General features: G+C 43.8%; 27 protein-coding genes. 19 read left to right on the forward strand and 8 right to left on the reverse strand.

The features are described 5' to 3' along the window. Nucleotides 1-66: 66 nt before the first annotated feature. Nucleotides 67-1,029, reverse strand: coding sequence for a helix-turn-helix transcriptional regulator (locus ACTSEZ_RS00960; protein WP_369732287.1), 963 nt, complete (start codon nt 1,027-1,029; stop codon nt 67-69). Nucleotides 1,030-1,096: 67 nt separating this feature from the next. Continuing rightward, the gene (locus ACTSEZ_RS00965) at nt 1,097-1,300 is read right to left on the reverse strand and encodes a DUF1272 domain-containing protein (RefSeq protein WP_369732288.1); all 204 of its coding nucleotides are present in this window, start codon (nt 1,298-1,300) and stop codon (nt 1,097-1,099) included. Between the two features lie 146 nt (nt 1,301-1,446). Here ACTSEZ_RS00965 and ACTSEZ_RS00970 point away from each other — a divergent pair, with 146 nt between their 5' ends. After that, nucleotides 1,447-1,866 carry an Lrp/AsnC family transcriptional regulator gene (locus tag ACTSEZ_RS00970; RefSeq protein ID WP_369732289.1) on the forward strand — a complete coding sequence of 140 codons (420 nt, stop codon included), beginning with the start codon at nt 1,447-1,449 and terminating at the stop codon, nt 1,864-1,866. A 110-nt stretch (nt 1,867-1,976) separates the two neighbouring features. Here ACTSEZ_RS00970 and ACTSEZ_RS00975 read toward each other — a convergent pair whose 3' ends face one another. Then, nucleotides 1,977-2,918 carry a helix-turn-helix transcriptional regulator gene (locus ACTSEZ_RS00975; protein ID WP_369732290.1) on the reverse strand — a complete coding sequence of 314 codons (942 nt, stop codon included), beginning with the start codon at nt 2,916-2,918 and terminating at the stop codon, nt 1,977-1,979. A gap of 88 nt (nt 2,919-3,006) precedes the next feature. Here ACTSEZ_RS00975 and ACTSEZ_RS00980 point away from each other — a divergent pair, with 88 nt between their 5' ends. From ACTSEZ_RS00980 to ACTSEZ_RS00995, 4 genes are all read left to right on the forward strand, one after another. Further along, nucleotides 3,007-3,528, forward strand: a complete 522-nt coding sequence (locus tag ACTSEZ_RS00980; protein WP_369732291.1) for a dihydrofolate reductase family protein — start codon at nt 3,007-3,009, stop codon at nt 3,526-3,528. Between the two features lie 283 nt (nt 3,529-3,811). Next, nucleotides 3,812-5,077, forward strand: a complete 1,266-nt coding sequence (locus ACTSEZ_RS00985) for a glycosyltransferase (RefSeq protein ID WP_369732292.1) — start codon at nt 3,812-3,814, stop codon at nt 5,075-5,077. A gap of 20 nt (nt 5,078-5,097) precedes the next feature. Then, nucleotides 5,098-5,742: a TetR/AcrR family transcriptional regulator gene (locus ACTSEZ_RS00990; protein WP_369732294.1), complete on the forward strand. Its 645-nt coding sequence runs from the start codon at nt 5,098-5,100 to the stop codon at nt 5,740-5,742. A gap of 3 nt (nt 5,743-5,745) precedes the next feature. Then, the gene (locus ACTSEZ_RS00995; protein ID WP_369732295.1) at nt 5,746-7,008 is read left to right on the forward strand and encodes an MFS transporter; all 1,263 of its coding nucleotides are present in this window, start codon (nt 5,746-5,748) and stop codon (nt 7,006-7,008) included. A gap of 437 nt (nt 7,009-7,445) precedes the next feature. On the opposite strand, the gene ACTSEZ_RS01000 is transcribed toward ACTSEZ_RS00995, so the two are convergent. Continuing rightward, nucleotides 7,446-8,675 (reverse strand): helix-turn-helix transcriptional regulator, encoded by a 1,230-nt coding sequence (locus tag ACTSEZ_RS01000; RefSeq protein ID WP_369732296.1) that lies wholly within the window; start codon nt 8,673-8,675, stop codon nt 7,446-7,448. A 168-nt stretch (nt 8,676-8,843) separates the two neighbouring features. Between ACTSEZ_RS01000 and ACTSEZ_RS01005 the strand changes: the two genes are divergently transcribed. From ACTSEZ_RS01005 to ACTSEZ_RS01015, 3 genes are all read left to right on the forward strand, one after another. Then, nucleotides 8,844-9,209 carry a DUF485 domain-containing protein gene (locus ACTSEZ_RS01005; protein ID WP_369732297.1) on the forward strand — a complete coding sequence of 122 codons (366 nt, stop codon included), beginning with the start codon at nt 8,844-8,846 and terminating at the stop codon, nt 9,207-9,209. Beyond that, nucleotides 9,206-10,774 (forward strand): sodium/solute symporter, encoded by a 1,569-nt coding sequence (locus ACTSEZ_RS01010; RefSeq protein WP_369733055.1) that lies wholly within the window; start codon nt 9,206-9,208, stop codon nt 10,772-10,774. The genes ACTSEZ_RS01005 and ACTSEZ_RS01010 overlap by 4 nt, the downstream gene beginning before the upstream one ends. Nucleotides 10,775-10,972: 198 nt before the next feature. Beyond that, nucleotides 10,973-12,364 (forward strand): M28 family peptidase, encoded by a 1,392-nt coding sequence (locus tag ACTSEZ_RS01015; protein WP_369732298.1) that lies wholly within the window; start codon nt 10,973-10,975, stop codon nt 12,362-12,364. 16 nt (nt 12,365-12,380) lie between these two features. Here the strand turns inward: ACTSEZ_RS01015 and ACTSEZ_RS01020 are convergent, their stop codons facing one another. From ACTSEZ_RS01020 to ACTSEZ_RS01030, 3 genes are read right to left on the reverse strand one after another with little or no spacing between them, the layout of a single operon-like run. Then, nucleotides 12,381-13,994, reverse strand: coding sequence for a YndJ family protein (locus ACTSEZ_RS01020; protein ID WP_369732299.1), 1,614 nt, complete (start codon nt 13,992-13,994; stop codon nt 12,381-12,383). Beyond that, on the reverse strand, nt 13,981-14,583 hold the full coding sequence (locus ACTSEZ_RS01025) for a DUF4166 domain-containing protein (protein ID WP_369732301.1): 603 nt from the start codon (nt 14,581-14,583) through the stop codon (nt 13,981-13,983). The genes ACTSEZ_RS01020 and ACTSEZ_RS01025 overlap by 14 nt, the downstream gene beginning before the upstream one ends. A gap of 10 nt (nt 14,584-14,593) precedes the next feature. Continuing rightward, nucleotides 14,594-15,499 carry a DoxX-like family protein gene (locus tag ACTSEZ_RS01030; RefSeq protein ID WP_369732302.1) on the reverse strand — a complete coding sequence of 302 codons (906 nt, stop codon included), beginning with the start codon at nt 15,497-15,499 and terminating at the stop codon, nt 14,594-14,596. Between the two features lie 95 nt (nt 15,500-15,594). Between ACTSEZ_RS01030 and ACTSEZ_RS01035 the strand changes: the two genes are divergently transcribed. The 4 genes from ACTSEZ_RS01035 (at nt 15,595) to ACTSEZ_RS01050 (ending at nt 18,867) form a co-directional block, all read left to right on the forward strand. Beyond that, a complete protein-coding gene (locus ACTSEZ_RS01035; protein ID WP_369732304.1) occupies nt 15,595-16,167 on the forward strand; it encodes a histidine phosphatase family protein in 573 nt (190 codons plus the stop codon). 75 nt (nt 16,168-16,242) lie between these two features. Beyond that, the gene (locus ACTSEZ_RS01040; protein ID WP_369732305.1) at nt 16,243-17,100 is read left to right on the forward strand and encodes an AraC family transcriptional regulator; all 858 of its coding nucleotides are present in this window, start codon (nt 16,243-16,245) and stop codon (nt 17,098-17,100) included. Between the two features lie 194 nt (nt 17,101-17,294). Continuing rightward, entirely contained in the window at nt 17,295-18,143 is an 849-nt protein-coding gene (locus ACTSEZ_RS01045; protein ID WP_369732306.1) for an STAS domain-containing protein, read from the forward strand. A gap of 106 nt (nt 18,144-18,249) precedes the next feature. Further along, nucleotides 18,250-18,867 carry a DedA family protein gene (locus ACTSEZ_RS01050; RefSeq protein WP_369732307.1) on the forward strand — a complete coding sequence of 206 codons (618 nt, stop codon included), beginning with the start codon at nt 18,250-18,252 and terminating at the stop codon, nt 18,865-18,867. Between the two features lie 71 nt (nt 18,868-18,938). On the opposite strand, the gene ftsW is transcribed toward ACTSEZ_RS01050, so the two are convergent. Then, the gene (gene ftsW, locus ACTSEZ_RS01055; RefSeq protein ID WP_369732308.1) at nt 18,939-20,111 is read right to left on the reverse strand and encodes a putative lipid II flippase FtsW; all 1,173 of its coding nucleotides are present in this window, start codon (nt 20,109-20,111) and stop codon (nt 18,939-18,941) included. 295 nt (nt 20,112-20,406) lie between these two features. Between ftsW and ACTSEZ_RS01060 the strand changes: the two genes are divergently transcribed. The 7 genes from ACTSEZ_RS01060 to sigH all read left to right on the forward strand — a co-directional run bounded on the left by ACTSEZ_RS01060 (nt 20,407) and on the right by sigH (nt 26,193). Beyond that, a complete protein-coding gene (locus ACTSEZ_RS01060) occupies nt 20,407-21,996 on the forward strand; it encodes a long-chain-fatty-acid--CoA ligase (RefSeq protein WP_369732309.1) in 1,590 nt (529 codons plus the stop codon). A gap of 46 nt (nt 21,997-22,042) precedes the next feature. Beyond that, the gene (locus ACTSEZ_RS01065) at nt 22,043-22,792 is read left to right on the forward strand and encodes a hypothetical protein (protein WP_369732310.1); all 750 of its coding nucleotides are present in this window, start codon (nt 22,043-22,045) and stop codon (nt 22,790-22,792) included. After that, the gene (locus ACTSEZ_RS01070; protein WP_369732311.1) at nt 22,792-23,424 is read left to right on the forward strand and encodes an NUDIX hydrolase; all 633 of its coding nucleotides are present in this window, start codon (nt 22,792-22,794) and stop codon (nt 23,422-23,424) included. The genes ACTSEZ_RS01065 and ACTSEZ_RS01070 overlap by 1 nt, the downstream gene beginning before the upstream one ends. Before the next feature lie 49 nt (nt 23,425-23,473). Further along, entirely contained in the window at nt 23,474-23,674 is a 201-nt protein-coding gene (locus tag ACTSEZ_RS01075) for a hypothetical protein (RefSeq protein WP_369732312.1), read from the forward strand. A 41-nt stretch (nt 23,675-23,715) separates the two neighbouring features. Continuing rightward, complete coding sequence (locus tag ACTSEZ_RS01080) at nt 23,716-24,870, forward strand: FtsW/RodA/SpoVE family cell cycle protein (protein WP_369732313.1); 1,155 nt, start codon at nt 23,716-23,718, stop codon at nt 24,868-24,870. A gap of 20 nt (nt 24,871-24,890) precedes the next feature. Then, nucleotides 24,891-25,286 carry a hypothetical protein gene (locus ACTSEZ_RS01085; protein WP_369732314.1) on the forward strand — a complete coding sequence of 132 codons (396 nt, stop codon included), beginning with the start codon at nt 24,891-24,893 and terminating at the stop codon, nt 25,284-25,286. A gap of 256 nt (nt 25,287-25,542) precedes the next feature. Continuing rightward, a complete protein-coding gene (sigH, locus tag ACTSEZ_RS01090; protein WP_029282458.1) occupies nt 25,543-26,193 on the forward strand; it encodes an RNA polymerase sporulation sigma factor SigH in 651 nt (216 codons plus the stop codon). Nucleotides 26,194-26,201: the final 8 nt, after the last annotated feature.

Consider the following 26,201-nt stretch of genomic DNA (forward strand, 5'->3'; position numbering starts at 1 on the left):
ACTCCAATCACAATTGATAGAGCAATTATAAAATAACTTCCCTGACAGGTAGCGTCAGGGAAGTTATCATACTTGATGAAAATCTATTAATTCCGACAGAACTTCAATAAGTCTCTCCTTAAGGCTTATTGGCTCAATAACTTTAATCGATTTATTGTAAGGTAAAAGGAAATAAGGTACATAGGTATGTATTACATCTTTTTCAAGAAGAAAAACTGCTTGATTTGAAGTCCGCTCTTGTAAGTAATGTCCTAAAAACCAATGTTGGCAAATATCAGCCAATACATTTTTATCCCCATTGATAACCAATGAAATAATCCCTTCCTTATCTTCGATAGCTGGAAGAAGGCTATTTGTAAAAAAGTCACGTGCTGAAAAATTTTCTGGCAGGTTAAACTTATTTTCTGTCAGCATTAAACTTTCAATTCGATCGACTCTAAAACTGCGGATATCATTTCTAAGATGACAAAATCCAATCACATACCATTTATTATTCCAATAGATAATTCTGTACGGATCGACCAATCTGTCATTTAATTGCTTTTCGCCACTCTTATGGTAAAGAATTTTTACTGAGTACCCGTCAGCTACCGCGTGCTCCAACTCCTTCAAAGAAGGTTCTATAGAGAGTGAACGTAATCGACTTATTACTTCAAGACTAGTTTTATGTTGGTTTATCTTTGTTTCCTGCTCTTGATTTGAGTATTTACTTAGTTTTGAAATGGCCCTATTTAGTGCTTCACCGCCATAATATCCCGCTTCTTCTGCAAAAACAGCAGCGTGATATAGTGAAGTTTGCTCCTCATAATCAAAAAAAAGAGGAGCTTCAATAAAATTGTTCAGTAAAGTGTATCCACCGTTATGTCCCGGTTCTGAAATGATAGGAACGCCACTTGTTGAAATGGTATCAATATAACGATACACAGTCCTTATATTCATCTCTAACTTTTCTGAAATTTGTTTTGCAGTCATTTTTTCCCCTGAACGAAGCATCCATAGAATGGCTAACATATTGTCAATTTTAGGCATATAATTCTACCTCTTCATGAAATTTATTTACTATTAAATATTTCGGATTTTTTAGGTCTTATAAATGTCACCCGCTGACAGGTAGTGTATTAATAGGACAAAAACCAGCTCTCTCAGGCCTTCTGACAAGTTCTCCGGAACAATTTGGACAAACGTTTGACATTCCATTCGTGCAGTCTTCGCAAAAAGTACATTCATGCACACAGATGTATGCATTTCCTTTTAATTCACCATCACATTTTTCACATATTGTCTTCATTTGTAATCCCATATAAAAAACCTCCAGTGTTTGAATACTTCTTATTTTAGTTTATCAATGCCCCTTGAAACATACTTTTCTTATGGAATTCAGCCAGTTATACTTAAGAAAATAATGAATTTTAGTAGATTGAGATAAAATAATAAAGGTGGAAGCAAATGGACCCGATTAATCGTCAAATACTTACTATTTTGCAGGAAGATGGCAGAGTTTCAATGACTGAACTTGGAAAGAAAGTTTCTTTATCCGTTCCTGCGGTCACAGAAAGAGTCAGGAAGATGGAGGATCAGGGTATTATTAAAGGGTATAAGGCTGAAATTGACAATGTGAAGATTGATAAACCGGTTCAGGCATTCATTTTAATGAAAACGCACCGATGCAGCGCGTTTAGAGAATTTTGCAAAGAAAATCCTTTGGTTATTGAATGTCATCGATTAACTGGAGAGTACAGTTATCTTGTTAAAGTTGTGACTGAGTCGAATGAGTTATTAGAAGGGTTTATTGATTCATCCATGGAGTACGGCGAACCGCTCACGATGATGAACCTGTCTTCTCCTGTTCCTGATAAAGTTTTATAGCCGGATTGAAGTAAGAAGCGGTTCAAACCTGTGAACCGTTAAAGGTATGGTGAGTCATGCTGCTGAGTGAATAACGGGACAGGTCATTCACTCAAAAAGCAGATTCTCAACTACCCATCTGTTTTATATATTCTCAGCACATTCTCAGCACGCTCAACCATTTCCCCAATCAGCTCAGCCGGTTCTTCTACATATACATCCTCTCCGAGCAGGATGAACTGCTTCGCCATGAACGGAACTTCCTCAAGCGGTGCAAAAGTGTCGATAAACCCGGTTCCGTCCTCATTTACCTTCAGATGATCTGATAGAAAAGGCAGCGTTTTGCACTCTCTGACCCCGTTTTTTGAGAGCCGGACTTTAAGCGGCGCCTGTGTACGCGTTTCTTCTTTTTCCATCCATTGACTTAAGGTTAAAGAACCGTTCCGGGCAGGAGCCAATTTTTCAACAGAAAGAATTCTGTCTGCCCGAAACAGCCGGTCCCCGCCGGATTTGCGGTCATAAGCAGGACAGTACCAAAGCCCTCCGGATGTGTATATACCGTATGGCACGATGACACGATTAGATTGACCATTTCTGCTTTCATAGGCAATGCGGATTTCAATCTGCTGAACGGCAGCGTCCAGAAGCTCGTTTAAAAAAGGCACATCCGCTTTGGAAGGCGGAGCCCAAAAAACGACCCGTTCTTTTAACTGATCAATTTTCTCCTTAACAGCAGCAGGAAAAGAAGCATAAAGTTTGTCAGATGCAGCCTTGATTTCGGATTGAAACGGCAGGGCGTGCAGCAGCAGGAGGTGCTGATAGGAGAAATAGAGCGCAATTCCCTCATCCTCTGTAAAAAAAGACGGCGGCAGGATATTGTTTTTGAGAACCGTGTATCCTCCGCCCGGCCCCGGTTCACTATATAAAGGAACCCCCCATTCTTCCAGTTCGGCGAGATCGCGCTGAACCGTCCTGACGCTGATGCCGAATTCCGCAGAGAGTTCGCCGGCCGTCACTTTTCTCTGCCTGTTGATGTAAAAGAGAATGTTTAATAATCTTTGTGTTTTGGACATGTCAATTTCCTCCGCTATTCACGACAGAATCTGTCGTCATTATCTGCTAGGATGATAAGGAAGTCAATTTTTAGAAGGAGCTGGAGATATGAGAAAAGTGGTTTTATATATAGGAGTCAGCCTTGACGGGTATATTGCACGCAGGGACGGAAGCATTGACTGGCTGGAAGAAGCACAGGGAGAAGGAGACAATGGCTACAGTGAGTTTTTGGAAACAATAGACACGGTCATCATGGGCAAAAAAACATATGATCACGTTTTGGAGCTGACAAATCATAAGTATCCGTATGAAGGAATGAAAAGCTTCATCTATACAAGAAGCGAATCCCGGACAGAAGGTGACCTGATTTTTACTAAGGAAGAACCGGAATCACTGATCAAACATCTCAAAGAAGAAAATGGCAATGACATCTGGATGGTCGGCGGCGCGGATCTTCTCGATGATTTCATGAAAAAGAATCTGATTGATGAATACATCATCACGACCGTTCCAGTCATTCTTGGAGAGGGCATTCCTTTATTCAGACCGGGTAATCCCGAAACAAAACTTGCGTATAAACGATCTGTCCGCTATGGGGACTATGTTCAGTCCCATTATACCCGTTCATAAAAAACAGGCATCTTCCTTTAGGAAGGTGCCTGTTTTTAATCGAGAGACCTCAAAACACTGGATTCATCTGACAGGAATCGTACGCATGCTGCGGTTCATTCTTTAAGAAAGAGTACAACTTTTCTGTTTGCAGTTTAAAGAGACATTTTTAAGGACTTGCAAACCTTCCTGGAATAAAAACGACACTGTTGTCATTTTGTTGTTGTGTTTCTCGAAGTGGTGTTATACAATAAAAACGACAACAATGTCGTTTATTTTTATTTAACCCCAGGAGGTTTTATATATGTTAATCACAATGCTCTCAACTGGAACAAGAGGAGATACCCAGCCGTTTATTGCGCTCGGAACAGAACTGAAAAAGAAAGGGTACCGAGTACGCATTGCTGCATCAGAATCCTACCGGCAGCTTGTCGAGGGGTATGGATTTGAATATGCACCCATGCGCGGTGATGTTGCCAAAATCTTAGAAAGCGGAGTTGTAAAGGATGCAGATAATCCACTGAAATTTTTTACAAGCTTAAACTTTAAAAATGACGATTTGACAGAGCTGATGATCGGCGGTCAAGAAGACATGCACCAAGCCTGTGAAGGTGCAGATGCCATCGTGTACCATCCAGGAGCTGCACTCGGATATTTTGCTGCAAAGGAAATGGACATTCCAAGCATTCTGGCCACACCTTTTCCAATGACTCCTACAAAAGAATATCCTGCCATCATTTTTTATGACCGTCTGCGGCTTGGCAGGAACGTGAACAAACTAACTCATCACATCTTTGAAAAAGGTTTTTGGAAGATGGCCAATACGGGCGTGAAGAAATACTGGGTTAAGAAGTATGGACAGCTCCCGAAAGATTTTTCCAATCCTTATCCAAAACAGCGTACGGCAAGTCATCCTACAATCACATCATTGAGTCCGAGCGTATTCCCTGTTCCGGGTGACTGGCCGGAGCATGTACACTCTTTTGGATACTGGTTCATTGAAGATCAATCATCTTACAAACCGTCAGAAGAGATGCAGGAGTTCCTGAAAAATGGAGAGCCACCTGTATATGTTGGATTTGGAAGTGTAGGGGATAAGGCAAATGCTTCTGAATCGACAGATATGGTCGTAAAGGCGCTTGAGAAGAACGGAAAGCGCGGAATCATCAATGCTGGCGGAGGCATGGAGGAAAGAGAAAACACAAAAGATATCCTGTACGTTAAAAGTGTCCCTCACGAGTGGCTTTTTCCACAGCTGTCTGCGGTTGTCCATCACGGGGGGGCAGGGACGACGGCTGCAGCACTTCGTTCAGGTGTGCCCCAAGTGGTGATTCCGTTTGGAAACGACCAGTTTGCATGGGGGAAGAGAATGGTTGAGCTTGGTGTAAGCGGAGGGTCGATTCCGCGCAAGGAATTGACTGCCGAGAAACTGTCTGACGCCATTGCTGCGACCCAATCCATTGATGTCATCACTAAAGCGAAAGAATTAGGTGTCAAGGTTAGAACGGAAAACGGTGCACAAAAGAGTGCAGAGCTTATTCATAAAACAATTGAAAACTATTACAGATAAGAAAGGAATTGAATTTGGTTATGCCAAAAGTCAGTGAAAATCATGCTCAATTGAAACGGAAGGAAATTTTGGAAGCGGCCAGAAGAGTCTGCATGCAAAAACCGATTTTTGATGTATCAATGAGAGATATTGTGATCGAAACCGGAATGAGCCAGGGAGGCGTATACAAATATTTCTCTAATATTGATGAAGTGTTTGGAGCTTTACTGAACGAAGAAAATATAAACGGCGAAGTGAAAGAAGAAGTTAATGATATATTTGCAGGCAAGGATGAGCCTTTGCAGAAACTTGAAAAAATTTTGGTGTACATTGGTGATTATATGCAGAAATCCTTACTGGACCGGGGGCCTGTTTATTACAGCATAATGGCTCTATACTCCAGAGACCCAGAGCGTTATGAAAAGGTGCAGAGCATTGTCAAGGATGTTTCTAATCTCCAATATCTTCATGAAAAGTTCTGCTCTTTTTTAGAAGAGCAGATCAAGCATGGAACATTCGTGCCTGCAATCCCAAAGGAGGATATCATCATGTTGATTGAAACCTATATGTCAGGCATTTTAAATCAGGTAAGCATCGGGAATAAACCAAAACAAGAGCTTTCAAATGAAATACAGAAAAAATTGTGGATTTTGTTCGTGACTCTGAATCGCCTGTTGGTGAAGTAACGGATGAGAAGGTTTAACCATAATTTTAAAATACTGGTGTTTGGTCAGATCATATCCATATTCGGTGCGTCTGTTCTGCGGTTTGCGTTGTCATTATATGTGCTTGATCTAACGAATTCAGCCACTATTTTTGGGACGATCATGGGTCTTTCCATCGTGCCTGCGATTGTTATTTCGCCAATCGGGGGAGCGATTGCAGACCGATTTGATAAGAAAAAGATCATGGTCATTTTAGACATGTGCAGCAGTCTTCTAATTGCACTATTTGCCATTCTGCTCTTGAGCGGATATGGAACGGTCATAACCATCGCTATCCTTTTAATGGCCCTGACCTTAATCAGCTCGATGTATCAGCCGGCTGTTCAAGCAAGTATTCCTGTCCTTGTCCCGAAGGAGCTGCTCTTGAAGAGCAATGGCATCGTATCTGGAGTCGTATCCATTGCTAACTTTGTCGGTCCTATTGCAGGGAGTGTGCTGTACAGCTTTACGAGCATTAAAGTGATAGTTATTGTCAGCGCTCTGTTCTTTTTTGCAGCAGCCATAATAGAACTCTTCATGAAAATCCCATTTGAAAAACGAGCGCCAGAGCCCTTTGCTCAAATGGTCACAAGTGATATCAAAGAGGGTATTTCCTATATCCTTCACGAAAATCGATTCATTCTGAAAAGCATTGCAATAGCATTCACTGTCAGTCTGTTTATTGCCCCCATGTTTTTTGTAGGACTGCCCTACATGATCAAAGTGCTTTTTAATATGCCGGATACTTATTTTGGGTTTGCCCAATCAGGTATTTCATTAAGTATCGTGTTCTCAGCCATGACCATTGGGCTGCTGAAAAGCAAAATTCGGAGTGATAATCTCTATTTATGGATTGCAGGGTGTGCAGCTGTGTATTTCGGAATGGCATTTGGGACCAGTCAATTGATTGAAAGTTCATTTGCGAAATATTTGATCGTCAGTGTCAGCTCCATGCTCGTTATGTTTGCCTTGACAGTCGTAAATATTTATCTGAATACAATTATACAGGAGAAAACACCGGGAAATATGCTGGGTAAAGTTATGTCGATACAAGCAGCTGCGGCTACAACAGCCATTCCTATAGGACAGATCATATTTGGCTTTTTAGTAGATGTGTTCTCAAGCCAAATCTATCTTTTAATCGTGATCATTGGGGTGGTATCACTTCTTATCAGCTTAATGGTGAAGCAAGTATACAAAGTTAAATCAGTTAAAAAATCAATACGAATGGATGTAAATGAAACATGATCTTAAAAGCTGTTAAAAAAATCTTCTTCTTCTTAGGGACAATTTTGATCATCCCCATTGGAATCGGGCTATTAATCGGTGGAGGATATATTCTATTTTCTTTGCTTAATGGGTCCTCCCTTGATGCATCTCTAAAAAATTCAGCTCATTTCAATGAGGCAATTCAGCCGTACTTTACCTATTTGATGCTTCTTTTCATCATCCCATTGCTGCTGAAAGGGATTAAAAAGTTAAAAGCGTCAAGAGGTTAAAGGAACTTTTATCTAATTTTTTGCTTTGTGAAATACCGGAGAGGCTTGGGTAAACTAGCTTCGAATAATGAAAAAGGTGAATTTGAGCTTGCTCAAATTCACCTTTTTCTATTTTATTATCCAAGGCATTCTGCTGCAGGTTCTTTCCGCGATATTTAAGTAAACAAACCGTTACCGTCTGCGGGCTCAAACAAACAAAATCTCATCCGTCATCCGGTATTCGCTGGGTGTAATGCCGACATATTTTTTAAAGGTTGAGCTGAAGTAGTTCGGTGTGTTGAAGCCAAGTTCTTCTGCGATCTGTTCAATGGTTTTGTCTGTGTGCCGCAGCATCCATACGGCACGCTGCAGGCGGACGAAGGTGACATATTCAACAAAGCTGCGGCCTGTTTCTTTTTTGAAAAGTCTGCAGAAGTAGGGGACACTGATATTTATTTGTTTGGCTACTTGTTTGGTGGTTAAATCATTCTGGCAGTTTTCAGCGATGTAATGGGTGCATGACGTGATCAGCGGGTTCTTCGTTATTTCCTCGTAATAACGGAGCGACAGCCTGTTAAAGTGAGGCGTTCGTCTCGCTTTTCGAGCTTCCCTGTATGACTGGGAGAGCATAAGGGGCTCTCTGCAGATCGATCCGACGCCGGTAAAAAGGTGGATGCCGTGTTTTTCCTTCAGCTCATCAGCTGCTCTTAGGAAAGTCTCTTCGCCTTCCTGAAAATGCTGAAGGGATGTATAGCCGTGCGGAACCTGAATGAGCATGAGCAGATGTTTTTTATAGGCCAGAAAAGAAGGGAGTACACCTATAGCTGAAAAAGCGTCTTTAAAAGAATCCTGAATCAGCATGGGCGCATTTACTGCTGTTTCCCGCGGCTGATTGTGAATGAATCCCTGGATAAAACAGACCGTGTTTGGGACGCTGTGATCAGGAAAATAGGGACGTGCAGCAAACAGTTCCTCCTCAGATTTGACTTCTGCTCTTAGAAGTCTTCTGAGAAAGGCTTCCTGAAAGGGAAGAAGTTCGCTGTTACCTTGCTTGTATGTTTTGGTCATATCGCCGTAGTTTGTTATGATTGCGCTTTCATTTCCGGCTGAAGTCAGCACTTTTTTTATGCTTTTAATGAAGGTGTGTTTTTTGACAGGCTTAACGAGCATGGTTTGAAGCTTCATCTCAAGTGCAAGGGGCGATGTTTTCAGCATGGATGGCTCGATAAGCGGGAAGATGATGCAGTTCTGATGGTGTTTTTTGAGCCGGTGAATTTTTACCCAGTCGAAAAGTTTCGTGATTTCGACTACTTTTATCGTAAGCGCATTGCGTCTATGGCCTGAAACAGATAACTCCCCTTTAAGCTCTTCCTGGATCCACGAGGCCATTTTCTCTTTTTCGGCAGGTTCCTTAACTTCGAATGTTACGGTATACACGCTTATATTCCCCGTTTCTATCATTATGACTCTAGCACTAGTATACATGAAAGAAGGAATATATTAAATATTTATACATTTCTGATAATTTATTGTAAGGTAACGCAGGTTTTGGTCATGTACAATACAATCAAGCAGCAGATTACCAGATAAAAGGGGGAAAGGATCGTGGCAGCAGATTATAAAGATTATGAGTATGTAGAGGCAGGGACGGTAGATGTCCGGGAGCTCACGCCTCTTGATGAGGAGACGCGCCATTTGATGAAAAGCGAGTTCAGCATCGGGTCAAAGCTTACACTGTTTTATTTTGCATTTATTTTGATTATCCCAGTCTTAAACTGGTTCGCTCCGGATTTCATGTTCTCATCTTTTTACGGAGGCATGACGTACGCCTGGTTTTTCACCGGAATCTTTGCGATGGGCATGGCCTTTTTAATTGCATTTATCCATACTTCGCTGTATGAGAAGCGACTGAAGAAGAGTCGGACTCCGGCAAGCTCTGTTCAATCTTCTGACGGAAGGAGTGTCAACTGATGGCTGCGTTACTTGAACCGAAAATGCTTTTGACGATTTTCCTGATGGGTACAATCGTGTATATTACGTATCTTACAAAAAGAAACGCAACGGCATCTGAATTTTTCGTAGGAGGCAGAAGCTTCGGGTGGTTTACCAACGGATCGGCCATTGGAGGGGACTACCTTAGTGCTGCAACGTTTCTGGGAATTGCGGGACTGACGTTTCAACTTGGGTATGACGGAGCGTACTATGCGTTCTGTTTCTCGATCGGTCTTACTCTTCTGGCAATATTTGTAGCGGGTCCTCTTAGAAGATTCGGTGCCTATACAGTAGCTGATTTCCTCGGCTACCGCTTTCACAGCAAGCGTGCAAGACTTGCGGCAGTAGCAGTCGTTCTTGCCATTTCTGGTTTTTACGCAGCCCCTCAGCTGCTCGGTGCCGCCCAGATTTTAAGCATGTTCTTTGGAACAAGCTATGAATTTGGCATAATTTTTACGTGCAGTGTCATGATTTTCTACGTTGGAGTCGGAGGAATGAAAGGCACCACGCTGAATCAGGCGCTGGAGCTGTGGATCCGCCTTGGCGCGTTCATCCTGATGGTCGTTGCTGCCATTTACGGAGGTTTATATTACGAGCGCATTCTGGCATCTGTCACTGAATTCACAGGAAGCATCGCCGGAACAGCTGAATTTGCTCCTGACGGCAAAGATGTCGCTCATGACGGTCAGACATGGATTGGAACAGGAAACTATTTTCCTTCCTTCTGGCAGACCATTTCCATGACAATTGGTCTTGCACTTGGAACAATTGGACTTCCGCATATCCTTCTGCGCTTTTACACGAACCCGAGTGCAAAGGCTGCCCGGAAATCCGCTCTTATGGCGATTTTAATTGCAAGCGTTTTCTTTTTGTTCGCTGTCTATCTTGGAGCTGTCGGCAGATCGATCTTCCTGAGCGGTTCTGCTGATCCTCAAGTAATGAAGGATCTTGTTGCAGGCGGTAACAACATGGTTATTCCGTCCACAGCACAGGCTCTAGGGGGAGAGTGGCTGCTCGGTCTTGTTATTGCCGGCGCGTTTGCGGCCGTTTTCTCAAATCTTTCAGGCCTTTTCATCGCAAGCTCCGGTGCGTTGGCTCATGATTTGTATGCTACATTCCTGCGGAAAAACATCTCTCAGAAAGAGCGCGTTATCGCAGGGAAAGTTTCGATTATCATCCTCGGTATTCTTTACGGGGCACTTGGTCTTCTTGTAAAAGAAGCCTCGATCGGCCACTTGGTTGCACTGGCCTTTACAGTAGCAGCAAGTACCTTTACCCCGATCTTCATTCTCGGCATCTGGTGGAGAGGCATGACGGAAAAAGGGGCGATCGCAGGTCTTGTGCTCGGACTTCTTTCTTCCATGTACATGATCTTCCTGCCGGCAACTCTTCCTGAATTCCTGCAGTTCAGGGTGCCTGGCCTGATCACTGTGCCGATCGGCTTCTTATCCGTCTATATCGTGTCTAAACTCGACCGGAAAGTGCCTGCCGATGTGAATGACTTTATGAGAAAAGTGCATTCGAAAGAATCAGAGATTGCTTGATTTGAGGAGAGGACCTTATAAAGGTCCTCTTTTTAATCTGTCACAAAGTCATTTAACCAATAAGTTTACTAGGAATTATAACCTATCTATTAGAAAAAATGGATAGAATTAGATAGTCTTCTTGGCACTTATTTCGTCTGACGAAATAAAGTAAGATACACAGTAAGAATCGATTACTAACTATCAGGAGGCTATGCTATGAAAAAACCAATTCTATCTCTTACTCTGGCAGCATCTCTCGCAATTGGAGCTGTCAGCGTACAGGCTGCTGTAAAGCAGGAGCCTGCGGCAAAAGCGGCTCAGCACTTCCAGGACCCTTTTGAAAAGAAAATCCTAAAGGCAATCAGCGCAGAAAACATCTATGAAAATATTGATTACCTATCAAAAGTTCCGCGTGTGGCTGGAACGGAGTCTGAGGCTAAAGCTGTTCAGTTTATAAAAGAGGAATTTGAATCATACGGATATAAAGCCGATGTTCAGCCGTTCACATTTTACGGTTATACTCCGCCAAGCAGCATCTCCCTTTCAGTAGATGGCTACGGCGGAGAATTGAAGCCTCAGGCATTTACTTATTCTGTGAGCGGAAATGTATCAGGAGAGCTCGCTATAGCTGGCCTTGGAAAAAAGGACGAGCTTTCTTCTCTTAATTTGGACGGAAAAATTGCCCTTATTAAACGCGGGGAAATCAGTTTTGCAGAAAAAGTGCTCAATGCAGCGGAAAAAGGAGCTGCAGGGGTCATTATATACAACAATTCTGAGGGAGCACTAAGCGGAACCCTTGGAGAACACAACGACAAATTCGTTCCTTCAGCTGCATTATCAAAAGCAGAAGGTGAAGCGCTGCTGTCACACGCCGGGAAAACGGTTTCTCTTTCCGTAGTTGGAGCGGAAACGGGCGAAAAAACATCCCATAATGTAATAGCCGTGAAAAAACCGACAGGCAAAAAGTCTGAAGCGAACGATATTATCGTTCTCGGTGCACATCATGACTCTGTTGCGGGTGCCCCGGGAGCAAATGATGATGCTTCAGGAACTGCAATGACTCTTGAGCTTGCTCGCGTTCTGAAGAATGTACCGGCAGATACAGAAATACGCTTTGTGACATTCGGTGCAGAAGAGGTGGGACTTCTTGGATCAGAACACTATGTAAGCACGTTATCAGAAGATGAAACCAGCCGCACAGTTGCAAATTTTAACCTAGATATGGTTGGAAGCAGAGATGCCGGCGATCTTGTTATGCTGACACTGGACGGCAAGCCGAACCTTGTTACAGAACTTGCCCAAAAATCAAGCCAGAAACTAAATGGCGAACCGACGCCATTCGGACAGGGAGGACGCAGTGATCATGTTCCTTTTGCAGAAGCGGGAATTCCTGCTGCGCTGTTTATTCACAGTCCCTCTGAGCCATGGTATCACACGCCTGAAGATTCTATAGACAAAATCAGCAAAGAAAAGCTTCAGGATACAGCGGAAATTGTCGGAACAGCCATTTATGACCGTGCCAGATTGGATCAGATCGGACCAAAACCGAAAAAAGCTCCAAAGGTTAAAGCACCGGATGAGCTCAAAACAGAAGAGAATATCAAGTAAACAGAAAAAACAGCCTTCACATGCATGAAGGCTGTTTTTGTCTTGGAAAGCTGTCTTTGCTAAAAGAAGCCTCATTTTTAGAGATCTTGTAGCGGATTGTTAAAAAAGGAAGGCGGGCTATTTTCATCTGATGTATAGCTGCAAGCTTTCCCTTGTCAGTCTCTTCGACTCTGAAAACCTCATCTAAGGGAAGCTTGAACAAGTGATCTTTCCAGGCGAGATAGATGCCTGCATCAGAGGAAGGGTTCTGTTTTCTGCTTGTCAGAAGCAGTGCATCTAAAGCTTTATGGAGTTCGAGTATACCGATCATAGAGCATCCGGGCAGAGGGAGCGCAATATTCATATAGGTCTCGCCGTCTTTCTGATGATAGGAATAAAGGGCAAGAAAAACCGTTTTTCCGTCAATTTGTCTGTGCCATGCTCTAACAGATTTTCTTCCGTCAAGGCCCTCTTTTACCGTATAAATACCGCCGGTCATTTCTTTTTGGTCAGAGGAAAGCGGCAAATGAATTTGTTCTGTGCGGCTGCTGATTAGATGATAGACAAATGCAAAAGTTTTAAACCAGGTATGCCAGTGAACTTCAGCAAACAAGGTGTATTCTTTCGTATGCTCATAAAAGTCAACTATGGTTTCAGAAATAGGGCCAGTCCCGTAGATTTTCATATCATCAACAAGCCCCTGATGAATCTGAGCTTCAGCAGCGAGATCCGCCATATGCTGTCTTCCGCGTATTTTGCTTACAGGGAAGGAAGGCAATGCTGCAGGTGCAGGCTTAAATACATGCCAACCGATCACTCCAGCCAATGCAAAGCCCCCGCCGTTTAACACGCCATGAAACTTCAGCATGAAGTCTATGGAAACGGCATATTCGCCGAAAGCATTTCCTGATGCATACGCAAGAGAAAACAGGATGGTGATTCCAAGAGACAGGAAGGAGAGACGAATGAGCCACTTTGCCCTGGGAATGTCGGCTTTAAAAGAAAGCCAGATAAGTGCATAAATCCCTGTGATGTAAAGAATCACTGAAAAAAGCTCCAGCCATACTGAAAAAGCAATGCCTGCAGCCACGATGCCAGGTGAAATGATCAGGATACTGACTGCAGCCCGGTAAACTGTCCCTTTTAAAATTCTTCCGAGAAATCCTGCAAAAATCGGAAGCAAAAAGGAAGAGTAGTGAAAATGAATGCCCGTCAGCCATGTGATGATTGGAGAGAATCCCGTTTCAATTCCAACAATATGGGCAAAAAACCATCCGCCCCCGATCATTAATGAAATCAGGCCCATGTCGATGGAAAACTCCTCAAACCGGACAAATCCCCTTTTTAGAAAACGCGTGATGCCGTAACTTGCGACAAAGACTGTAAATAGCAGATATACACCGGCAAGAATTGGGTCAGCCGGCGACGGCCCCAGAATGTGCAGGAGCAGAACGGAGCCATACCCGAAAGGTGCGATCCATTTGTAAAGGTTGTAAAACCAGTCCTCTTTTTGCATGACAAGCTGGAGCACGAGGGGGACGTAGACAAGCTGGGCTGCAGTAAGAAGCAGATAATACCAGGGTCCTTCGTGAAAAACGGCTGCCAGCAAAAACATCAATCCGCATAATAAGACAGATTTATAAACGTTCATCAGAAACAAACTCTCCTTCATAGGAAAATACAGGACCGATCAGCGGATTTGTCACTTCTACCCGGATGGTAAAGATCCCTTTCGTTTCATCGAACGATTCCGTAACAGATGCCAGACCCTGCAGGATCTCAGGCAGGGGTATCTCAAGCTTTCCGATGACAAGCCTTTGATTTCCGGACTCAATCCTGAGGTTTCCGCAGTCCGTAACATGAAACGTTAAATCAGAGTAAAACAGGCCCGGTTCGCCCAAGTAATCTTTGATGACGTTCCGTTCACGGTCCAGGCTCATCAAAGCGTTAAACCACCTCTTTTTGCCTGGGAAATAAAACACTCTCTCCCAATGAACCTGCTGTTCACCGCCCGTGCCGGTTCTCACAGAATTCACAATCGTAAACGGAATGTTCTCTCCTTTTTCAGGAAAAAGAAGCTTGTATGCGACTCCGCCTAAGAAGAGCGGATACAGCCATTTCGGGCCCCCTGTTATCTGATGCATCATCCCGCTCCCCCTGAACGGAAACTGATATCTTTGTTTTAGAGCAGGGTGCAGACGGTGATAGTCTTCTCCTAATACTTGCTGATAAATAGCCATCTGTTTCTCCTTATCTTTTTCGCCTGCAGCTCTTTGCTGAAGGCACATCTCTGCTTTGAAAAAAGCCGATTCCCGACAGGACAAAAAGCGCTGCATTAAATGTAATTGGTGTAAAAGGATGAGTAAGGACACCCGGGTCTGCTAGAGCGGCAGACAGAGCAAGCATCGGGAAAGCAAGAAGCTGGATCCCGAACAGCCATTTCTTTTTAAGCGGGAACAGCCACAGGCATCCAAATAAGATTTCAGCGATTCCAATACCTGCAGTTAACCGGGCTGCTTCCTTAAATGGCATCTCCAGCAGCTTTTCAGCCATTCCGATTTCTTCAGGGTGCTGGAAGAACAGCTTTGGGACAGCCCCGTGGTATGTCCAGACAAAGAAGAAAAGGAACGAAATCACCCAGACACTGAAAAAACGGAGGTACTGGCTCTCAGGAGTCTCCCCTTTTACAAGCCACCTTCTTAACACATCAAAGCTTAATGCGGTTGCCCAGCCGATCATCGGTCTGAACAAAATTCTGTCAAAAAAAGTTCCGGCTTTGCCAAATCTGACATCATAATCATATTGGGTTAAAAATGTCACTTCGTCATAAACCGGAATGTATTTCCAATAACCTCTTCCTTCCCTGATCAAAGAGCGTTTCTGATCCGTTCCAAAATGCAGGGAGGAGGTTCTTGACCCGTCTCCGGCGTGAAATTCCCCGGCACTTTTTCCGAATCCTTCTATGCTCATGCCAAAACCAATATTGGTTTTGTACTTGAAATGCTGGGGCTCGCTTTCTTCTTTTTTAGGAAGATATGTAATAGAGGAAAACCGGAGATCCCATCGTGCATGCAAGTCGGGAGATTGCGTGGCGTCCCATAGTTTATCCATATCCGCTTCTATAGGAATTTCCACATAGACCGGCTTGTTTTTCATCGTATTCACCTCTTTTTTAGAGTATCATATTCATAGACGGATAAATGAGAGATTTAGAGATTTTGTCCACATTTTTACAAAGGGGCTGGACGTAAATGACACAAATAGGAATTATACGCCACGGGAGAACAGCATGGAATGTTGAAAGAAGGGCTCAGGGCAGCTCGGATATTCCGCTTGATGAAAATGGCATGGAAGAAGCGCAGAAGCTTGCAGACAGGCTCGGTGAGGAAGAATGGGATCTGATCTATGCAAGCCCGCTGAAAAGAGCAAGGCAGACAGCAGAATGTGTCTCTGTAAAGCTTGGGAATCTGCCGATTATGTTTGATGATCGTTTAGTTGAAGTAAATGGGGGACTCATTGAAGGAACGACCGAAGCAGAACGTCTGGAAAAGTGGGGAGAGGGATGGCGCGGTCTCGATCTTGGCATTGAAAAGACCGATGCTGTCATAAAAAGAGGCAAAGAGTTTTTGGAAGACCTGCTGAATGAACACCCTGATAAGAACATTCTGATCGTCAGTCACGGCCTCTTCATAGCCCACTTTCTTAAACAGCTCGTCCCTCAGTTTGAGATGAAGGAAGCTCTGAATAATACCTCTGTTTCTACCCTGATTAAAGGGGAACAGGGCTGGTCCTGTGAGCTGTACAACTGCACGAAGCACCTTTAACCTGTCACCTGAAAGCAGAAAAAGACAGGAAGCTGCAGCGGGACGCTTGTAAAATAAAGTCAGGAGGTGAGTCATATGCCATCATGGACAGAGTCGATTCAAAACGCGATTAATTACATGGAAGACCATATGCTTGAAGAGCTTGCCATTGAAGATATTGCGGCTGCCGCCAATGCGTCAGTCTTTCATTTTCAGCGGACGTTTGCCATTTTGACAGATTCAACAGTCGGCGAGTATATTCGGAGGAGAAGGCTGACTCTCGCAGCGCATGACCTTGCGCATGGCAGCGCAAAAGTCATTGATCTTGCTTTGAAATATGGCTATGACACTCCTGAATCGTTTGCGAAGGCTTTCAGAAGACAGCACGGAATTTCTCCGAGTGAAGCTAAAAAAGCCTCATGCCGTTTTACAAGCTACAGCCGCCTGGTGATTCAGGTGAGTTTGAAAGGAGCAGATCCGATGAAGTACAGAGTGGAAGAAAGAGAGAGTTTTCCTGTGATTGGAGTAAAGAGAAGCTTTTCCTGTGTAAATGGGGAGAATCTGATCGGGATTCCGCAATTGTGGAAAGACATTCATGAGAACGGAACGAATGACATGCTGCTTGCGCTGAATAACGGCGGTGTTAAAGGAATCATGGGAATATGTGAACCAGGTCCTGACAGTATGATGACGTATTGGGCGGCGTGCAGCTACAGCGGCAAAACGCCGGAAGGACTCGCTTCAGCGGCCGTCCCTGCTTCAAAATGGGTGATTTTTGAAGTAAGAGGCGCGATGCCAGGTGCGATGCAGGAGGCGTGGAAAAAAATCTATTCAGAGTGGTTTCCGGCTAGCGGGTATGAACATGCAGGAACCCCGGATCTTGAAGTTTATACCGAAGGTGATGCATACAGCAGCGACTATTATTCGGAAATTTGGATACCGGTTAAAAAATAAGACATGACAAAAAACACTCGTGATCGAGTGTTTTTTGCGTTACACAAATACGCAGGAAATTAAAAATAAAAAAATGAATACTTATACATGCTTAGATGGTAATATTTTTTAAAGCCAATTGGCATAAATGGTTTGAGATTCTTACTGAAACGTACTATCCTTATTAAAAGAACATTGTTTTGGAAAGGAGAACCATGCAAACGAAAAACAATTTACAAGAGACCCTAAAAAAAATAAATGAAAAAGTGATAGATGAAAAACAAACCTTAATAAATGCCATTAAAAAAGAAAGAACAATCCAATACCCAAACAGCATTCAATCGAATACTGCTGAACTGGCGGAGTGGAGAAACAAGCTGATTGATGTTTATGCAGAAGCGTTAACACTTCCAAAAGAGAATGCGGTAGGTCTGATTAATAATTGGGGAAGAGAGACAGCTAATCTTCTGGTTACGATTCAGTTTCCCCTTGATCTTGCTGTTGAGGAAATCAGATTCTACAGAGATCTTATCGGAGAAATGATCAAGGATCAGGCTTCTTCAGACAATCTATCTTTAGATGAATTTTATTTGCTGCTGTCAGCATTTGATTATGTGGTTGACCACGCCATTCATTTAATCAGCGTTTTTTACATGAAGAGCTATTCAGCCAACATTGATTCGGCCAAAAGTGCGGTGGATGAATTATCTGTGCCGATTGTGAATGTTTCTGAAAAAACAGGCGTTCTTCCGCTGATAGGGGATCTTGATACACAGCGTGCCCAGGTGTTAATGGACGTTGCTTTAACGAAGAGCGCTGAGTGCGGCTATGAATATTTGATCATTGATTTATCAGGTGTTCCGGTTATCGATACAATGGTTGCCAATCAAATCTTCAAAGTTCTTGATGCTCTCTCACTTCTTGGAGTCGATACAAAACTCAGCGGGATCCGCCCTGAGATTGCCCAGACAATGACAAGCCTGGGACTTGATTTTAAAGGAACAGAATCGTATTCAAGCCTCCATCTTGCACTGAAATCAATTGGGTTTGAGCAGGTGGACTGAAAAAACGGCATCTCTTTATAGAGGTGCCATTTTTCTAATGACGTTTTAAAAGGTGATGCAAAGGGAAGAATTTTACCAAAAAAGCTTCACGAGAGGAGCAGCCGCTTTGGAAAACTGGATTACAGATTTTATGGAGCAATACGGATATTTTGGCATTTTTTTGATGATTGCTCTTGAAAATATTTTCCCTCCCATTCCTTCTGAGGTTGTTTTGCCTTTTGGAGGATTTATGACAACCAATTCGGATTTGACGATTCCGGGTGTCATTCTTGCTGCCACAGCAGGGTCTGTCGTCGGCGCGGTCATCCTGTTCTGGATCGGCCTTCAGCTTGACGTTGAGCGCCTTGAAAAAATCATCGACAAGTGGGGACATATCCTCCGGGTAAAGAAAAAAGATGTGCACCGGGCAGATGCCTGGTTTGACAAGTACGGAATCTGGACCGTCTTTTTCTGCCGGATGGTTCCGCTGCTCCGCAGCCTGATCTCTATTCCGGCCGGGATGTCCAATATGAATTTTGTAAAGTTCCTGATCTTTACGACTGCCGGAACCCTGATTTGGAACATAGCCCTTGTGCTGCTTGGAGCTTCGCTAGGCGAAGCATGGCCGAAGATTAATGAATACGTAGGTGTTTATTCATCCGTGATCTACGCAGTGCTCGGAGTCGCAGCTGTTGCGGTAATCATTTGGTTTGTGCGCAAGAGAATGACAAATCGGACGGGTTAACAGGAAAAGCCAGATCCATTGAGGATCTGGCTTTTTTCAGCGTGTGTAAAAGGGCGGTTCCGCATTTCAGGTCAGGCAGCCGTTCTTTCCTCAACGTACGTCTCCTTAAATGTATTCATCATGGAAATATTCACAAGCATTCCGGCAGCTATGCAAAGCAGAATAAGGGATGACCCCCCATAGCTGACAAAAGGCAGAGTCACGCCGGTTATCGGCAGAAGCCCTGCAACGGCACCGAGGTTAATGACAGACTGAATGCCGATCATGGAAGAAATGCCGATGGCAAGCAGCGAACCGAATGGATCTTTGCACGATCTGCTTATGGAAAATCCTTTTAAAACAATAAAAGCAAGAAGTCCAATAACGATCAGCACCCCTGTTATCCCTAACTCTTCACTGATGACCGCCATGATGAAGTCAGTATGGCTTTCTGGGAGATACCCGTATTTTTGAATGCTGTTTCCTAGACCAAGGCCCGCAACACCTCCGCTGCTGATGGCAAAATAGGAGCTGACAAGCTGATAGCCGGAATCGGCCATATTTTCAAAAGGATCCATAAACCCAGTAAACCTTGAGATCCTCTCGGGTGAAAACACGTCTGCCAGTTTATCCGACACAAACAAAAGCAAAAGGCCGAGACCTGCAGCCGCAATAGAAAATACGAAAAGTCTCATAAAACTCCTAAGTGTCATTCCCGAGCACAGAAGAACAATGAATGCGTTCAGCAGAAGGATCAGGGCCGTCCCGAAATCAGGCTGAATCAGGATAAGTACAAATACAATTACGACAAAAATGACGGGAGGCAGAATGGCATGACCGAAATCATCCATGTACCGCTGTTTTTTAGCAAGCAGGGCTGACAGGTAAATGATGACCCACATCTTGGCAAATTCAGCAGGCTGAATGGCCATTCCTCCAAGCTTTATCCAGCTCTGGGCATTGCCGGCCGTATGCCCGAAAACAAAAACAACGAGCAAAGACCCGATGGTCCCATAAAATAAAAGTTTGATGATCCTTTTCTGAAGAAACAGCTTATAAGGCAAGAGTGCAATGACAATAAACGCCGCCATTCCGATCAAAAGGGACAGACTCTGCTTTTGAAAGAAATAGCTGCTTGTGACTTCATACCGCAGGATGGATGTAATCATACTTGAGCTGTATACCATGACAAGACCGAAAACACTCAGAGCAAATACAGCGGCAATCAGGGAATAATCGTAGGATTTTAAAATTCTGATGAACATGGTGCAGCTCCTTAAGGTTTCATAATGACCAAGATTGTATACCCATAAACGTCTCTTAAATAACATGTTTATAAAAAAACTTATCCTTCTTTTGTATCGGCATGGGGGGACGGCATTTTAGGAAATTGTGTGGAGTGATATCAATTTGATAGGAATTTTTGTGATGTTAGTCAGGAAAATGGATTTTCTTTCGATTTTGTTTAGGGTTGAATCCTTGTTATATAACACATTTGAGTACTTGTGGTATACTAGCAGTGTAAAATAGTGAATATTTAGACAAAGGGGATGCGGGATAATGAAGGTGCCTTTGCTGCTGACAGATTTTTTGGATCGGGCTGTAAAGCTTTACGGGGAGAAGACAGCCATTATTGATGATGGGAAAGAGTTTACATATGCACAGGTTGGAGAGAGGGTGAACCGGCTTTCACGGGGACTTGCAGATTTAAGGGTGCAAAAAGGGGACCGTGTGGCGTATCTTGCGCCGAATTCATCTGAGATGTATGAGGGTTTTTATGGTGTCCTGCAGCTTGGAGCTGTGATGGTGCCTCTGAATACACGGCTGATTCCCGATGATTATGTGTATATTTTAAATCACAGTGAAACAAAAGTATTGTTCGTTGACCATGAATTATATGCTCAAATTGAGCCGGTCCGGAACCAATTGAAAACCGTTAAATCCATTCTTGTCCACGGACTTGAAACGGGGAATGACGATACATTTGCTTATGAGGAATGGCTCAGTTACTACGAAAGCAGCGATATCGGCCGTCCGGAAATGGATGAAGAGGACCTTGCCACTCTTTTATATACAAGCGGAACGACCGGCAAACCTAAAGGTGTCATGCTGACTCACCGCAGTAATTACCTGCATGCACTGACCTCTATGCATCATCTCAGAGTATCTGACAGAGATGTGCTGCTGCACGTGCTCCCGATGTTTCATGTAAACGGGTGGGGATCTCCTTTTTACTACACGGCAAATGGGGCAGTACAGGTTTGCCTGAGGAAAGTGCAGCCGGCAGACATCTTTAAAAAGATCAATGCCTATGGTGTAACGGTCATGCATATGGCACCGACGGTCTTAAACAGCCTTTTGCAATATGCAGATGCCCATGGCTATGAAAAACCGCCGCAGGAAATGAGAATTGTTGTCGCAGGCTCTGCCCCTCCTCCTGCTTTTGTCAAAAGAGTGGAAGAAGAGCTGAAGTGGGAATTTATCCAGGTGTATGGCATGACTGAGGCTTCCCCTCTTATTACGACGTCCATCATCCGGGATACTCAAAAGCACTTGGAGCCTGAAGCAAAATACCGTTTAAAAGCGAAAGCAGGCTATGCGTTTATAGGCAGTGACGTGCGTGTTTTCACCGAAACCGGTGAAGAAGTGCAGCACAATGGCCGCGTGATTGGGGAAGTGGCAGTCCGCGGAAACGGCGTCATGGAAGGGTACTGGAACAACCCGGAAGGAACGGCGGAAGTCATCCGGGACGGCTGGTATTTTACAGGGGATATGGCAGTGGTTGATGAAGAAGGCAATATTGAAATTGCCGACAGGAAAAAAGATATTATCATAAGCGGAGGCGAGAACATTTCGTCTATTGAAGTTGAAGGAGTCTTATATGATCATCCTGCCGTGCAGGAAGCTGCCGTTATCTCTGTGCCTCACGAAAAGTGGGGAGAAACGCCGCTTGCCATCGTCGTCATTAAAGAAGGGCTTCTCACAAGTGAAGAAGAACTGATCGCCTTCTCACGCAGCAAACTGGCTCACTTCAAGGCTCCTACAAGAATCATATTTGCAGACGAGCTGCCTAAAACCGCCTCAGGAAAAATTCAAAAAGTGCATTTGAGGAAGGAATTTTGGAGAGAAAAAGAGAAATTTGTCAATTGAGAATCCAAGAACCAGGGCAGCCTGGTTCTTTTTCAGGAGGAAATAAATGAAAGCACCGAACGAAATCCTACAAGTATGGAGAAAATTTGACGATTTTCCGATGGAAACACTCACCAAGGTCTGGCACCACAGGAGAGCAGGCCGGAAAAAACAGCGATCTCTTTCAGAGATGAAAGAGCACAGGGAGCAGTACGGCATCTCAGGCAATTGCTTTGATTTGTCCATCTGGCTTCTTGATGAATTCGACAGGGCAGGAATTGAAGCGTATCCGATTGGCCTTGACCACGGTGCGGTTATAGCACGCGATCAAAATGGAAGACGCTTCCTGTGTGATCTCGGGGATCAGTGGCTCATGCCGATTTTAATAGACACGGATGACGAACAGTTCACAAATGCACGATTGAAAGAGTATTTTCCGGGTGCAGAAATCTCAGCGGAGCCTGCGGGTGAAGGGGTTAAGGTCACCTACCATCGCCCGAACGGAAAATACTCATCCCAGGTCTATCAGACTGCACCGCTAAATCGGAATGAGTTTTTTGCTGCAGCCGAGCATTCCCAAAATACCATTCACCCTAAACCGCTCGTCGAGACACGCGTGCAGCTTTCTGAAGAAACCGCACACTGGGAATTTTATGACTGGAGGAGCTTCTTAAGCACAAACTCCGGTCTGGTGCATGACAGGGATGCAGATTCGCTGGAAGAATGGGCAGACAGAATTTGCGCAAAAACCGGGTATGATGAGGCATTCGTGATAGAGGCCCTCTCAATCTATGAAAAAATGACAGGAGAAAAATGATGGAACAGGAACTGCTTCGCATATTCAATGAGAAAAGAGAGCCCATGGGTACGGCACCGCGGGAAGAAATACATAGAAAAGGCTATTGGCATGAAACCTTTCACTGCTGGTTTGCTGGTAAAGAGAAAGGGAAAATCTTTCTTTATTTTCAGCTTCGAAGTGCAAATAAAAAAGACTATCCTGACATGCTCGATATTACAGCCGCCGGACATTTGCTGGCAGATGAATCTGTAAAGGACGGCATTAGAGAGGTCGAGGAAGAGATCGGTGTCAGTCTGATGTTTTCAGAGCTGAAGTTACTGGATATCATTGATTACTCTGTTACAAACGGTGAACTCCACGACAACGAAATTGCCCATGTCTTTCTGTATCCGTTTCATGGAACAAGCTCTGACTTTGTTCTGCAGAAAGAAGAAGTATCAGGGATTTACAGAACAGAACTGGCCGCGTTTAACGAGCTGATTGAAGGAGTCAGAAAAGAAATTGTCATGGAGGGGTTTGAAGAAATTCCGGATGAGAGCAGGAACGATAAACAGCTGACAGCAGGGATGGAACGATTTGTTCCTCATGAAGATTCATATTATAAGAGCGTTTTAACGCTAATTGAGCAAAAAATGGCTGATGTTCTTTGAAACTTTTTATCTTGAATGTTCGTATGTAATGATAGGGAGGTGTATGAAAATGATTCCAATGTGGGCTGTCCTATTAAGTGTAGTAGTTCCGGCCATTCCGGTGTTTTATTTTGGCAGAAAAGTAATGGACCAGCTCTATGATGTGAAGCCGGTTATATGCCCGGGCTGCGGAACGGCCATTGCTCAGACTGGGAATTTTATAAATGCACCCGGTAGAAGAGACTGCGGCAAGTGCGGTACAGCGTACTGACAGCATGGAAACAGCTCTGCATGCGAAAGGATTTGCGAAGTATGGAGAAAAATGAACACCCTTTTGATTTTAGTCTTGTCTTTATCATTTTCCTGTTTTCCATTATCAGCTTTCTCTCAATCAGCACGGCGCAGGAATTTGGGCAGTATAACGAAAATTTCCTTGTAAAACAGATTGCGTGGTATATAGTCGGATGCATCATCATTTTAACCGTTATGTATTTTGATATGGAGCAAATACAGAGGATACAATGGTTTGCCTACGGATTTGCCATGATTCTTCTGATTTTTCTTATTGTGGCGCCGGAATCCATTGCAAGACCGGTCAACGGGGCCAAAAGCTGGTTTCAGATTCCTGGTATCGGTTCCCTCCAGCCCTCTGAACTTTCGAAAATTGCTTTAATACTGACCCTCAGCCATCTCATTTCATCCCATCATGAAAAAGTTGTATTCAGCGACTGGAAGAGCGATCTGCAGCTGTTTGCAAAAATGCTGCTTTCAACGTTTGCCCTTATTGCCATCATCATGCAGCAGCCTGATTTGGGAACATCGCTTGTCCTGCTGGCTATTTTCAGCGGAATGATGCTCGTTTCGGGCATCACATGGAAACTGATTGTCCCCATCTTTCTGTTCATGCTCTCAGCCGGAAGTTTGATCATCTATCTCATCGTCTTTCAGCCGGACATGCTCAGCATCATCGGTGTCAGGCAGTATCAGTTGGGCAGAATTTATGCCTGGCTTGATCCTGAGACATTCAGGGACGGAGAAGGCTATCATCTGTATCAATCCATGCTTGCCATTGGATCAGGATTGATTACGGGCAAAGAAGCGGGACTAGGCAATGTGCATCTGCCTGAAGGACATACTGATTTTATTTTCAGTGTCATCGGGGAAAAATACGGCTTTGCCGGCGCAAGCTTTGTGATCAGCCTCTATTTTCTGCTGATCTACAGGATTGTCAGTTTATCGCTGGATGTCAAAGATCCGTTTTCCTCCTACGTTTGTACAGGAGTCATTTCCATGATTGCGTTTCACGTTTTTCAGAATGCGGGAATGACAATCGGGCTTTTGCCGATCACAGGGATACCGCTGCCGTTCATCAGTTACGGCGGAAGCTCGATGATCAGCAACATGCTCGCAATCGGACTTGTGTTCAGCATCAGCTTCCGCAATAAGAAATATTTTTTTGATTCGTAGATGTAGAAAAGAGGTTCGTTATGAAAATCATCCTGGGTATCATGAAGATCTTTATTTTCATGGTTCTTTTCGGTATGCTGCTGTTTTCAGGCTTTATGGCGTATGAATCAGTTTCCCTTGGAGATCACTTTGGAAGTGTGTTTTTCTCCATAATCGCCATATGCTGCATGTATTTTCTCGGCATGCTGATGGAGAAATCAACCTTTGATGACGGTTTAGGCATTTGGGATATTTGGGCTTCCATTGCTTTTATTCTTTTTGTTCTACTTGGCGGACTTGTGTATCACGGAATAAATGCAGCCGGAAAAAACATGTACTGGCTGCTCTTTCCCGGCCGGAAGCCACAGCCTTCTAAACGGAGAATGAGTCAGTCAATGCCTTACAGAAACAAAAGAAAAAATCGTTCATTCAAGTGAAAATTTCACAAAATACACTCTCTAAACCTCTTTCGTATACAAAATAGCGACATTTCCTCCTTTTGTTCAGCACCATTCGACAGCTTTTTTATCAATTCTTGCCTTGTTTTCTATTTTTATGGCTCCCGCTGTAAACAAGAGTCGATAACTTTGAATATCTTTAAGGTTCTATCTGGGTTATTATAATCATACTCATTGTTGCTAGTTTTTGGATAGGGACCACCATCATCATCACGAAGTCTGCGGAGGGATCTGTATGAGTGTTACATTAGAAGCGAGGAAAATTGAGAATTATGCTGACTTGCCAGATGAAGTATTGCTTGAGCTCGTTCAAAAAGGAGATTCAGAATCGACCGACTTTTTAATCAGCAAATACCGCAATTTCGTCCGTGCAAAAGCGAGCCGCTACTTTTTAATCGGCGGTGAAAGAGAGGATATTGTGCAGGAAGGCATGATCGGCCTCTATAAAGCAATCCGTGATTTTAAAGTGGACAAGCAGGCATCATTCAAGGCTTTTGCAGAATTGTGCATTACAAGACAAATCATTACAGCGATCAAAACAGCGACGCGTCAGAAGCACACCCCTCTAAATTCCTATGTCTCTTTGTACAAGCCCCTGTTTGAAGATGATAACCATACGCTGCTCGATGTGATTCCCGGAACAAAGACAATGGATCCGGCTGCCCTAATCATCAATCAGGAAAAAGCGCTGGATATCGAAATGAAAATGGCTGAAATGCTAAGTGATCTTGAACGAAAAGTGCTCGCCCTCTATATGGACGGCCAATCATATGTTGAAATTTCAGAAGAGTTGAACAAGCATGTCAAATCCATTGACAATGCTCTGCAGCGGGTGAAAAGAAAGCTTGAAAGATACATGGAAATGCGTGATTACAGCCTTGTATAGGACAGCTA

This window comes from Metabacillus mesotrionivorans, assembly GCF_052171315.1.
Classification (GTDB): Bacteria; Bacillota; Bacilli; order Bacillales; family Bacillaceae; genus Bacillus_P.

Coding starts and splice junctions, on each gene's coding strand:
- ACTSEZ_RS00960 (WP_369732287.1), bottom strand. CDS start 1,029: ATGCCTAAAATTGACAATATGTTAGCCATTCTATGGATGCTTCGTTCA.
- ACTSEZ_RS00965 (WP_369732288.1), bottom strand. CDS start 1,300: ATGGGATTACAAATGAAGACAATATGTGAAAAATGTGATGGTGAATTA.
- ACTSEZ_RS00970 (WP_369732289.1), top strand. CDS start 1,447: ATGGACCCGATTAATCGTCAAATACTTACTATTTTGCAGGAAGATGGC.
- ACTSEZ_RS00975 (WP_369732290.1), bottom strand. CDS start 2,918: ATGTCCAAAACACAAAGATTATTAAACATTCTCTTTTACATCAACAGG.
- ACTSEZ_RS00980 (WP_369732291.1), top strand. CDS start 3,007: ATGAGAAAAGTGGTTTTATATATAGGAGTCAGCCTTGACGGGTATATT.
- ACTSEZ_RS00985 (WP_369732292.1), top strand. CDS start 3,812: ATGTTAATCACAATGCTCTCAACTGGAACAAGAGGAGATACCCAGCCG.
- ACTSEZ_RS00990 (WP_369732294.1), top strand. CDS start 5,098: ATGCCAAAAGTCAGTGAAAATCATGCTCAATTGAAACGGAAGGAAATT.
- ACTSEZ_RS00995 (WP_369732295.1), top strand. CDS start 5,746: ATGAGAAGGTTTAACCATAATTTTAAAATACTGGTGTTTGGTCAGATC.
- ACTSEZ_RS01015 (WP_369732298.1), top strand. CDS start 10,973: ATGAAAAAACCAATTCTATCTCTTACTCTGGCAGCATCTCTCGCAATT.
- ACTSEZ_RS01020 (WP_369732299.1), bottom strand. CDS start 13,994: ATGAACGTTTATAAATCTGTCTTATTATGCGGATTGATGTTTTTGCTG.
- ACTSEZ_RS01025 (WP_369732301.1), bottom strand. CDS start 14,583: ATGGCTATTTATCAGCAAGTATTAGGAGAAGACTATCACCGTCTGCAC.
- ACTSEZ_RS01030 (WP_369732302.1), bottom strand. CDS start 15,499: ATGAAAAACAAGCCGGTCTATGTGGAAATTCCTATAGAAGCGGATATG.
- ACTSEZ_RS01035 (WP_369732304.1), top strand. CDS start 15,595: ATGACACAAATAGGAATTATACGCCACGGGAGAACAGCATGGAATGTT.
- ACTSEZ_RS01040 (WP_369732305.1), top strand. CDS start 16,243: ATGCCATCATGGACAGAGTCGATTCAAAACGCGATTAATTACATGGAA.
- ACTSEZ_RS01045 (WP_369732306.1), top strand. CDS start 17,295: ATGCAAACGAAAAACAATTTACAAGAGACCCTAAAAAAAATAAATGAA.
- ftsW (WP_369732308.1), bottom strand. CDS start 20,111: ATGTTCATCAGAATTTTAAAATCCTACGATTATTCCCTGATTGCCGCT.
- ACTSEZ_RS01060 (WP_369732309.1), top strand. CDS start 20,407: ATGAAGGTGCCTTTGCTGCTGACAGATTTTTTGGATCGGGCTGTAAAG.
- ACTSEZ_RS01065 (WP_369732310.1), top strand. CDS start 22,043: ATGAAAGCACCGAACGAAATCCTACAAGTATGGAGAAAATTTGACGAT.
- ACTSEZ_RS01070 (WP_369732311.1), top strand. CDS start 22,792: ATGGAACAGGAACTGCTTCGCATATTCAATGAGAAAAGAGAGCCCATG.
- ACTSEZ_RS01075 (WP_369732312.1), top strand. CDS start 23,474: ATGATTCCAATGTGGGCTGTCCTATTAAGTGTAGTAGTTCCGGCCATT.
- ACTSEZ_RS01080 (WP_369732313.1), top strand. CDS start 23,716: ATGGAGAAAAATGAACACCCTTTTGATTTTAGTCTTGTCTTTATCATT.
- ACTSEZ_RS01085 (WP_369732314.1), top strand. CDS start 24,891: ATGAAAATCATCCTGGGTATCATGAAGATCTTTATTTTCATGGTTCTT.
- sigH (WP_029282458.1), top strand. CDS start 25,543: ATGAGTGTTACATTAGAAGCGAGGAAAATTGAGAATTATGCTGACTTG.